This window comes from Paraeggerthella hongkongensis (genome assembly GCF_003726035.1).
Lineage (GTDB): Bacteria > Actinomycetota > Coriobacteriia > Coriobacteriales > Eggerthellaceae > Paraeggerthella > Paraeggerthella hongkongensis.
Genome location: NZ_QICD01000042.1, coordinates 1 through 9,146, shown reverse-complemented (window position 1 = coordinate 9,146; position 9,146 = coordinate 1). Strand labels below are relative to the sequence as shown.

The following is a 9,146-nucleotide window of genomic DNA, read 5'->3' as shown; positions in this document are numbered from 1 at the left end:
GAGGCGGGGATCACCCGGTCCCATTCCGAACCCGGAAGTTAAGACCGCCATCGCCGAAAGTACTGCAGCGCAAGGCTGTGGGAGGATAGGACGTCGCGCTCGCGCAGGGCGCTCGGCGTTTCCGAGCGGGAGGGCCCCGGAGCCGGGAGAGGCTCCGGGGCCCTCTTCGCGTTCGGGGGGATCGACGGGTCGGAGGCTTCGCGCCCTCAGCGTGCCAGGCCCTCGCCCGGGATGCTCTGGCGCATCTCGGTCAGGTCCTTCCAGAGGCGCTCGGGCATAAACCGCCGGCGCAGCTCGGGGTTGTAGCGGGCCTCGACGGCGGCCGCGTCGTAGAATCGCTTCCAGGCCGCCTGCATGAGCTCCTCGTCCGGCGCATGCGCGGGGAGGTCGATCCGGTCCGTGCGCACGAGCCGCCAGCCCCGTCCCTCGTACACGCCGGCCAGGGCGTGCCGCTCGTCGAGCACCGCGAAGGGCTGCGCGTTGAAGCGGCCCGCGAACCAGTCCATGACCAGGGGCACCACGGAGGCGTTCGGGCTGCATCGCGCGAACCAGCCTCCGTTTTCCAGGTGCTCGAAGCGCAGGAACTGGAGCATGCGGTGGCGTTCGTTCATGACCGCCCGGTCGAGCTTGACGAGGGGCCCGACCGCTGGGTTCGCAAGGTCGTCGAGCGCGCTCGATCTTCTTGGCGTCGCTGCGGTGCAGTCGGAGACGCCGGCGCAGCGGCGCCGTCTCGGGCATCGGGCGCAGTCATGCGGTCGGCGGTGCGACATGGCGTAGCGCACGAATCGGTACACGATGGTTCCGGTGCTCGGGTCGTCCGACAATGCGGCGTGCAGAACGGCCTCGAACGCCGCCTGCCCGCACGTGCGCTGGATGCCTTTGCGAACCCGTATCGCAAGCTGCATGTCGGTTTCTATGGTGCGGACGGTCTGGCCCAGGCGGGGCTGCAAGACGTCGCCTGGTGCGACGTCTTGCGGGTCTTCGCGATTGGCATAGGCTTGGAACACGGCTGTCAGCAGGCCTTCCGGCGTGCCGTCGTATACGTAGGCGACATCCTGCAAGGGCTCTTCGCGTACCGGCCGGGCGGCGTTTCGGTCGTCGTGCGGGCTGCTCATACAGCAACCGTCGTGCGCGGTTCGAGCGCGCGCTGCCAGCCGAAAGAGCCGTCCGCTGCCGAGGGAGCGCCGGCGTCGAGCGCGCGCGGGCCTTTGCCGGCAGCGCGCAGCTTCTCGGGCGTTTCGGTCTTTTTGAACAAGCTAAGCTGTCCGGGGGTGGTTTTGGCGGACCGGCGGCCGTGCGCGCCGCCCTTAACGGGCGCTGCCAGCTGAGCTCGAAGCCCTTCGGGCGAAAAGTCGGCTCCGCGTCCTGCGTAAACGCCCCCGCAAGTTATGAAGAATCGCGCCCGCTTGTAGGCGATGCCTAGTTTGCGAAGCTCTGATTCGCGTAGGCATGCAGTGCGTCGTGCGCGCATGATGAGCCTTGCTCCCCGTACGCCGATGCCCGGAACGCGCAGCAGCGACTCGAGGGGAGCGGTGTTCACCTCTACGGGAAAGAAGTCGAGGTTGTTTATAGCCCAATTTGCCTTGGGGTCCAAATCGGGATCGAGAAAAGGGTGCGCCTCGTCGATGATCTCCGTCACGTCGAAGCGGTAGAACCGCAGGAGCCAGTCGGCTTGGTAGAGGCGGTGTTCGCGATTGAGCTGAACCGCATCGGCATCCGGCAGACGTGCATCGTCGTTTACGGGCGTGTAGGCGCTGAAGAACACGCGCTTGAGCGAGAGCGTACGGTAAAGCGCGGCTGAAAGGTTCAAGATCTGAAAATCGCTTTCAGGCGTGGCTCCTATGATCATCTGCGTCGACTGGCCGGCGGGTACGAAGGCCCGCTCTTTTCGCTTGGGGTTGACTTGCGTCATGTACGTGGCGTTTCGACGCATAAGCGCCCGGGTGTCTTCATCGACCGCAATGCTGTCCCGTATTTGCTTCATGGGCGCAAGGATATGCTGCTTGTCCTTTTCGGGGGCGAGCAGACGAAGGCTTCGTTGTGACGGGAGTTCCAGATTCACGCTCATGCGATCAGCCAGGTGCCCGAGCTGATCGATCAGCTCGGGCGATGTCCCCGGCACGGCTTTCGCGTGGATATAGCCGCGAAAGCCGTGTTCTTCGCGCAGGATGGCAAGTGTTTGGATCATGAGCTCGGTGGTGTGATCGGGATTCCGAATAACGCCTGAGCTGAGAAACAGGCCCTCGATATAATTGCGCCGGTAAAAGGAAACGGTCAGATCTGCAAGCTCCCGAGGTTTGAACGCGGCTCGAGGGACTTCGTTCGATGCGCGATTGACGCAATAAGCGCAATCGTAGGTGCATACGTTGGTCATGAGGACTTTCAAAAGGGTGATGCAGCGTCCGTCGGCGGCGAAGCTGTGGCAGCAGCCGGCGGCCATGGTGTTGCCGAGTTTGCCTGCTTGCGCGGAGCGGTCGATCCCCGAGGACGTGCAGGCTACGTCGTATTTTGCCGCATCGGCGAGGATTTCAAGTTTCGCTAGTAGATCCATGCGGTCATCCGTTCGTGCGATCAAATGTTCGTGATAATACCTGTATAATACGCAAACGAACGTTCGCTGTCAATCGAACGGGCGAGGTTTGCGCCCTGGCGTTGTTTTTGCCCCGGTGTTCGCTGCGGCCGGTCTTTCGGTGCAAAGGCGCGCACGATAAGGCGTTTCTCGCTGCGCGCGTACGAGCCTTTCGCTATACTGGGCAGGTTCCGAAGAGGAGGAGAGCAGGACATGATGGCGATGCTATGCGTGGGTCTTGGCGGGTTCATAGGATCTGTAGGCCGCTATCTGCTGGGGCTTGTCCCCCTTGAAGGTGATTTTCCGTTCATGACGTTCCTGATCAACTTTGTCGGCGCCGTGGCTATCGGAGCCGTGTTCGAGGCTGCTACGGTGTGGCCCGGCATGTCCGATAATGCGGCCCTGTTCTTGAAGACGGGCGTGTGCGGTGGTTTCACCACGTTTTCGACGTTCTCGCTGGAGACGTTGACGCTTATCGAACGAGGGAAGTACGTCACGGGAGCGGCGTACGCATGCGGGAGCGTCGTTGCCTGCTTGGCGGGCGTGGTTTTGGGGCGCTTGGCTGTTCGTGCCGTGCGTGCGGCTGCAACCGGCTCTGCGCAGGTTTGACGGCGTTGGCTGCGAGTCGATTCCCTTTTGCTATTTCGCGCGAGTGGCGTTGCCCGGATCGATCGACATGCTTTGGAAACGTTCCTGCATGTACTGGTTGTCGAAATGCTCGTCGAAGAACTGAACCATCGCGGAATCCTGAATGGCCGTTCCCGCCATACGCTGGTACCAGCAATCAAGCGCGAGCAGGGTCATTGCCCCGTCGGCGATCATGAGAACCGCGCAGATCGTGGTGATGGTGTAGCGCCAGTTCCAAGGTATCAGGTTTACCAGCTTCAGCATCCAAGGCAGGCATGCCTTGATCCATATCACGCCGAGGATTCCCCACATGGCCATGAACATGCCGTTGGTGCGTCCGTCGATAGACAGGAACGTGCCCGAGTAATCCCAGGCTACGATACCGAAAGCGAACTGCATGAACCAGCTGGTCAGATACTCGAACGCACCTCCGATAACAGCGCTTACCAAAAAGATGAGCACCACGTTTTTGTTATGGAACCGATTGAGCGCTATGGTCATGAGAACCGCCCCGAATCCGTAGATGGGGGAGAAGGGCCCGATGAGCATGCCGGCTCGGTCTTGGTAATGTCCCGGCTCCACCACGGCGAAATGGTAGACGGTCTCGAGTATGAGCCCGAGCACGCAGCAGACCGTGAATATCCAGAACAGGTTGAAGAAGTTGAGGGCTATGAATCCCTTGCCTGTTTCGTCACGGCCGAGCGTGCCGTCTTCGGCCGCCTCGCGCGTCTCCATGTCGCGCAGTTTACGCTGCAGTTCGCGCTCTTGCGCCAAAGAGGGGTCGAGGTAGCTTTGCATGACGACGAGGAACACGGCTATTGCACCGTAGGCGGCCAAGCTTAGGTTCAAACCGTCAAGCATGATGCTGCAAAGAACGATTCCGACCAGCACGGCAATCATCACGTCGGCGACTTCCGCGGCATGACGTCGCTTGTTGAGCAGCAGGCGGATGCCGAATACGGCGAACATGGCTGCGAGTGCGGTCATGAGCACGGTGTCCACAATGAAGATGATGAGCGTTGCCGACGAGAGCTCGCCTTCGAGCGTGCCGTTTTGAACGAGCAACGTCGTACCGATCACGAGCAACGCAAGCAAGGCTGCCAAAGCGCCGCCCATGACCATCGATAGGATTCCGAACACTTTGAGCGGAAGGGGGATTCTTCTTTTGTTGGGGGCTATCGCCTGATCGGCGGCGCAGTCGTCGGTACGTACGAGGTCGTCGCGCTTCCTCATGAATTCTCCTTGGCGGTGTGCGGTCGATGCGGCCTGATCGCGGGCTGGCCCGCGTGATTTGCTGACGAAGACCAGTATAGCGGAGAAGGAGCGCTCGGCAGGGGGATTCGGCGGACGTTCTCGGTTGTGCTGGAACGGCACGCGCGAAGGGCGGTGCTCGCCTGACGGCGAATGCGGGGCTGCGCTTGCGAAGAGAAAGGACCGACCACGTCGTTGAACTGCGATGCGGTCGGTCCTTCTGGCGAATAGCGGCGTATCTTCGTGGGGTTCGCTCGGCTTGCTGTGCGAGCGCTTGCTTTCGCAGGAACCTGCTGTAAAGCGCGCGAGCTTGCGGATGTTATTCGATGTCGTTCAATGGAATGCCCTTGTACTCATGTGCGGTGAACAGAAGGATGATGCCGGCGATCAAGCAGATTCCCATCATGTAGTACGCCGGGGCCATGCCGTTGCCCGTTGCGTCGATAAGCGCGGTTGCCACCATCGACGCGGTTCCCCCGAACACTACGTAGGCGATGTTGGATCCCAAGGCGGCGCCGGTGTAGCGCACTTCGGTGGGAAACATTTCGGCCTGGTAGCAGGCGATATTCGAATCGTTGATGGACAGCGTGATGCACAAGATAAGCTCAGCTGCGATAACGATGGGCAGCGAAGCCGTGTTCAGCATGGTGAAGGCCGGTATGCTCAACGCGATGAAGGCAACGCAGGCGCCCAAGAGCATCTTCTTGCGCCCGACGATATCCGATACCTTGCCTGCGCCCAGCACGATGAGGATGTAGGCGACGAGCGCAACGTCGGTTGCGAACTGAGCGGGGGCTGCTTCCATGCCCGCATAGCTGGTCAAGTACGTGGGCAGGTACGTGAGCACCAGGTAGAACCCAACCGAGTTCACCATGGTTGCCGCGATGCTGGCAAGCAGGCGCTTGCGGTACTTCTTGAACACGAGGCGAGTGGGGTTGGGAGCCTCTTTGGATCGGTCGGTCTCCGTGGTCATCTGCTCGTAGGTAGGAGAGTCTTCGAGCTTCGTGCGGATGTAATGGGCTATCAAGCCCAAGGGCCCGGCAAGCAGAAACGGTATGCGCCATCCCCATTCGATGACGGCGGCTTCGGGCAGCAACAGCTTGATGATCAGGGCAGCGGTCGAGCCTGCCAGAAGGCCTGCGGCGGTCGATGCGGGAACGAGGGAGCAGTACTTTCCTCGATGGTTGGCCGGGGAGTACTCGGCCAAGAACACGGCTGCGCCCGAGTATTCGCCGGCGGCCGAGAAACCCTGCACGCTTCGCAGGCAGATGAGCAGAATGGGCGACAGAAGTCCGATGGTTTCGTATGAGGGCAGGCAGCCGATGAGAAACGCTGCGCCCGTCATGAGGAAGATGGACATGGACAGGGACCACTTGCGGCCCTTCTTGTCGCCCATGCTGCCCCAGAAAGCCGCTCCCAAAGGGCGAAAGATGAACGATATCGCGAAAACGGCGAATGCGAGCAACGTCGAGTTCACGGCGGATTCCGGAAAGAACACGATGCCGATGGTTATGGCGAAGTACGTGTAGGTGGCGTAATCGAACCACTCGATGAAGTTGCCGAGGAAGGACGAGAGCGCTACTTTAAAAGGAACTTTCTTCTCAACTGCGTGCGTATGCATGTCGATTTCCCCCTAGGATTTCGTGGTAGTCCCCCAGAAAATGCATTGCTTCGTTGAAAGCGAAGACATGAAGCATGGTGTACAGGGCGGTCATGATGCTCCTTTACGACCGCGGCCTCCCTGGCTGTCGAACGCCGGAAGGCCGCGGATGTCGTTGTTTTGCGTACTGTGCGGTGCGTCCTTCGATTACGCGAATTCTCGCTTGATGGCTCCCACCATGTTGCGCACGGCGACGTCGCGCAGAATGACGCCCTTTTCGCGCGACGATGCCGCAGGCGAAGACAGACAGCCCGAAGGCGGCGTGTAGTCGGCGATGATGGGCAGCACGTCGTAGTTGGGAAGCGTGGCGGGCAGCCCGTCGTACAACGGATCATCGATCTTGCTCATATCGACCAGGTCGGGGTAGAACAGGAGCATGAGCGAGGTTTCCATGACGCCGGCGTGCTCGAGATCCCATCCGGTGAAGCCTTCGGGGTAAAGCTCGGCGATGGTCTGGTCGTCCACGAAGTCCCAGTACGAGAGCAGCTGAATCTTCGCGTCGTCGATACCGTCTTTCCGTGCATCCTCGAGAGCCAGCTGGGCTCCTTCGAAGATGAACTGGAAGTTTTCGTAATGACCGTTCATCAGCACGATCTTACGTGCTCCCTGTCGAATGATGCTGAACACGATGTCGCGGGAGAGCGCTATGAGGGTCGTTCCGCGCAGGCTGGTCGTACCTGACAGGTGGAAGCCGCCGCCGGAGCGTTGCTGGGAGCGGTAGCCGTAGTTGATCGGTGCGGCTACCACGCCTTGCGCCGCGCCCTCGGTGAACGAGGAAAGCGCCTCGGCCGTGGCTCCGGCCATAGCCTTGGTCAGCGCAGCGTCCACGCACATGGCCATGTGCGATCCATGCTGCTCAAGGGCGCCTACGGGTACGAACACCACCGCATCGTTGCGAAGCTTCTCGCGATACGTGAACGCGTCCATCTCCTCCATGTAAACCGTTGCTTTCACGGTGCGCCTCCTATCGGTTTTCCAGCAAGTCGACTTGCGCTTTGCTGGCGCGGAAGATAAAGGATCGCTTGGCCTGCTGGCCGCCCTGGGCCAGCTTGGCCAGGATGACCCTCTTCAGGCGCGGGTAGTCGCGCATGCCGTACCAGGCGAACGCCGTGCCGCCCGCGTACGCCTCGACGATGCTGTGGACGGGCAGGCTCGCGTCGCGCTTCGCGTCGAGCGCCAGGTACTCCTGGATCTCGTCGGCGCACAGGTCGCGGATGACCTCGGCGCTGATCTCCAGGTCGTGGGCCAGCTGGTTGAGCTGGTAGTCCACCTCGGCGGCGTCGGCGTGCGGGAAGTACGTCACGTCGTAGGTCACCGCGGACAGGCCGGAGGCCTTCGCGAACCCGAGCAGGTCGGCGAGCGCCATCATCTGCACGTGGTCCTCGGTGCGCTCGGCGATGTCGAGCTCGGCGGCGAATCCCTGGAAGCCGTTGCCCTCGAGCACGGCGCGCAGCTCCTCTTCGTTCAGCGGAGCCTCGAACTCCATCTCGGTGGCGATATGGGTCAGGTTGCTCGTGATCTTCATAGGTGCACGCTCCTTTCTTATTGCGTGGGGTTCGGCTAGTTCAGGGCTTCTCGTGCTTGCTCTTCATCTAGTCGCGCTTCAAGGTTCTCGCGGATCTCTTCTTCTTTTTCCATCTTTTCGCCCTGCTTGCTTGCGGCTGCGGTCGAGAAGAAGATCTGCGCTACGCCGCCGATGATGATGAGCGCGCCGCCGATGATCTGGAAGGCGGTCATGGTCTCGCCGAACATGAACAGGCCCAAAAGCGATGCCATGATGGTTTCCTGATAGGAAATGGCTGCCAGCTCGCCGGCCTTGAGGCGCTTGGTGGCATGGGTCAGCAGGTAGAACGCGCCGAAGCCGGTGATGAGCGCGGCGGCGATGAGGACCACCCAGGACGAGCCGGGCATCGTGAACATGTTCCAAGCGTGGGTGATGATCTGGCCGGAAGCGTCGAATTGCGTTACGCCGTTAACCTTTTCGGTGTAAGAGAGCGGCTGCAGGAAGAAGTGGTGCCAGATGAGCAGCACGACGATGGCCAGCGATCCGAACAGGAAGTTCCACCAGGATCGAACGTTGGAGTCGCAGTCCTCGCGATAGCGCGAGAAGAACAGGTACAAGCCGTAGGCTACGCCGGAAGCGAAGGCGATGGCGTTGCCGAAGGTGTACTTGGGATCGAGGTCGAGCGTCAGACCGTCGGGCGTGACGATGCCCACGATGAACAGCATGCCGATGACCACGGCGATGATGCAGAGGATGCTCTTGATGTTGAGCTTTTCCTTGAGGAATATCGCTGCCAGAATGGTCGAGTAGATGGGGCCGGTGTAGATCAGGAACGAGGCGTTGGCCAGCGTGGTGTACTGCGTGGAGAGGCAGTACAGACCCGAAAGCAGGCCCAGGAACACGCCGGAGAGCAGCATCATGCCGGAGAATCGGGTTTCCTTGAGCTTCTTCCAGCTTCCTCCGATGAAGCAGAAAATGATCGACAGCGCGATGAGGCCTGCGAAGTTGCGCCAGAACGACACGAAGTCGCCGGGCGCGTCGATGAAGCGCGTGAAGGCTCCAATGCCGCCCATCAGCGATGATGAAGCGAACATCATGACAAAGCCGATAAGCTTGTATTTCGCTTGCTGGTTCATGTATCCCTCCTTGGGGGCGGCGTCGTGTCGCCCGAGTCCTTCATGTGCGGTTGCCCGGTTGCAGGTATGGAAAGGTTCGGGGTACGACGAGGCACGCGGACGCTGCGGCGCCGCTTTGGCATGAATGTGATGATAAAGGGGAAAGCCGACCGGCTCCCTGGGATCTTCGAACAAGGAGCGCCGTCGCATAGGCGGAACGAAGCCCTTGGGGGCCGGGGGGCTCTGGAAGGGCTGGAAGACCGGTTTTGCACCGGACCTTCCAGCAACGGGTCAAGCGACTAGTCGTTCCACATCTCCGGACGGACCAGGGTCGGGTCGGCGACGCGGTTCGGGAAGTAGTCGAGGCACTCGCCCTCGCGGTAGACGTCCGCCGTGGAGCAGTGCAGGCCGCCGCCGAAG

8 protein-coding genes and 1 rRNA gene are annotated in these 9,146 nt (G+C 61.0%); 2 read left to right on the top strand and 7 right to left on the bottom strand.

From position 1 onward, the window contains the following. Positions 1–102, top strand: a 5S ribosomal RNA gene (gene rrf / locus DMP08_RS12065); the annotation flags it as partial. A gap of 104 nt (positions 103–206) precedes the next feature. Here the strand turns inward: rrf and DMP08_RS12060 are convergent. Both DMP08_RS12060 and DMP08_RS12055 read right to left on the bottom strand, forming a co-directional pair. After that, a complete protein-coding gene (locus DMP08_RS12060; protein WP_123193125.1) occupies positions 207–1,115 on the bottom strand; it encodes a TIGR03915 family putative DNA repair protein in 909 nt (302 codons plus the stop codon). Next, positions 1,112–2,551, bottom strand: a complete 1,440-nt coding sequence (locus tag DMP08_RS12055; RefSeq protein WP_123193124.1) for a putative DNA modification/repair radical SAM protein — start codon at positions 2,549–2,551, stop codon at positions 1,112–1,114. The genes DMP08_RS12060 and DMP08_RS12055 overlap by 4 nt, the downstream gene beginning before the upstream one ends. A gap of 231 nt (positions 2,552–2,782) precedes the next feature. On the opposite strand from DMP08_RS12055, the gene crcB reads away from it, so the two are divergent. Beyond that, the gene (gene crcB / locus DMP08_RS12050; protein ID WP_123193123.1) at positions 2,783–3,178 is read left to right on the top strand and encodes a fluoride efflux transporter CrcB; all 396 of its coding nucleotides are present in this window, start codon (positions 2,783–2,785) and stop codon (positions 3,176–3,178) included. A gap of 30 nt (positions 3,179–3,208) precedes the next feature. Here crcB and DMP08_RS12045 read toward each other — a convergent pair whose 3' ends face one another. The 5 genes from DMP08_RS12045 to DMP08_RS12025 all read right to left on the bottom strand — a co-directional run bounded on the left by DMP08_RS12045 (position 3,209) and on the right by DMP08_RS12025 (position 8,747). Continuing rightward, positions 3,209–4,429: a putative ABC transporter permease gene (locus DMP08_RS12045; RefSeq protein WP_123193122.1), complete on the bottom strand. Its 1,221-nt coding sequence runs from the start codon at positions 4,427–4,429 to the stop codon at positions 3,209–3,211. 337 nt (positions 4,430–4,766) lie between these two features. Next, positions 4,767–6,068, bottom strand: coding sequence for an MFS transporter (locus DMP08_RS12040; protein WP_123193121.1), 1,302 nt, complete (start codon positions 6,066–6,068; stop codon positions 4,767–4,769). Positions 6,069–6,254: 186 nt separating this feature from the next. Next, positions 6,255–7,061 carry a creatininase gene (locus tag DMP08_RS12035; RefSeq protein ID WP_123193120.1) on the bottom strand — a complete coding sequence of 269 codons (807 nt, stop codon included), beginning with the start codon at positions 7,059–7,061 and terminating at the stop codon, positions 6,255–6,257. 10 nt (positions 7,062–7,071) lie between these two features. After that, positions 7,072–7,632 (bottom strand): hypothetical protein, encoded by a 561-nt coding sequence (locus DMP08_RS12030; RefSeq protein ID WP_123193119.1) that lies wholly within the window; start codon positions 7,630–7,632, stop codon positions 7,072–7,074. A gap of 35 nt (positions 7,633–7,667) precedes the next feature. Continuing rightward, the gene (locus tag DMP08_RS12025) at positions 7,668–8,747 is read right to left on the bottom strand and encodes a DMT family transporter (RefSeq protein ID WP_123193118.1); all 1,080 of its coding nucleotides are present in this window, start codon (positions 8,745–8,747) and stop codon (positions 7,668–7,670) included. Positions 8,748–9,146 lie beyond the last annotated feature (399 nt).

What these genes read in the sequence shown, in the direction of transcription:
- DMP08_RS12060 (WP_123193125.1), bottom strand. Translation starts at nt 1,115, where the DNA reads ATGAGCAGCCCGCACGACGACCGAAACGCCGCCCGGCCGGTACGCGAA.
- DMP08_RS12055 (WP_123193124.1), bottom strand. Translation starts at nt 2,551, where the DNA reads ATGGATCTACTAGCGAAACTTGAAATCCTCGCCGATGCGGCAAAATAC.
- crcB (WP_123193123.1), top strand. Translation starts at nt 2,783, where the DNA reads ATGATGGCGATGCTATGCGTGGGTCTTGGCGGGTTCATAGGATCTGTA.
- DMP08_RS12045 (WP_123193122.1), bottom strand. Translation starts at nt 4,429, where the DNA reads ATGAGGAAGCGCGACGACCTCGTACGTACCGACGACTGCGCCGCCGAT.
- DMP08_RS12040 (WP_123193121.1), bottom strand. Translation starts at nt 6,068, where the DNA reads ATGCATACGCACGCAGTTGAGAAGAAAGTTCCTTTTAAAGTAGCGCTC.
- DMP08_RS12030 (WP_123193119.1), bottom strand. Translation starts at nt 7,632, where the DNA reads ATGAAGATCACGAGCAACCTGACCCATATCGCCACCGAGATGGAGTTC.
- DMP08_RS12025 (WP_123193118.1), bottom strand. Translation starts at nt 8,747, where the DNA reads ATGAACCAGCAAGCGAAATACAAGCTTATCGGCTTTGTCATGATGTTC.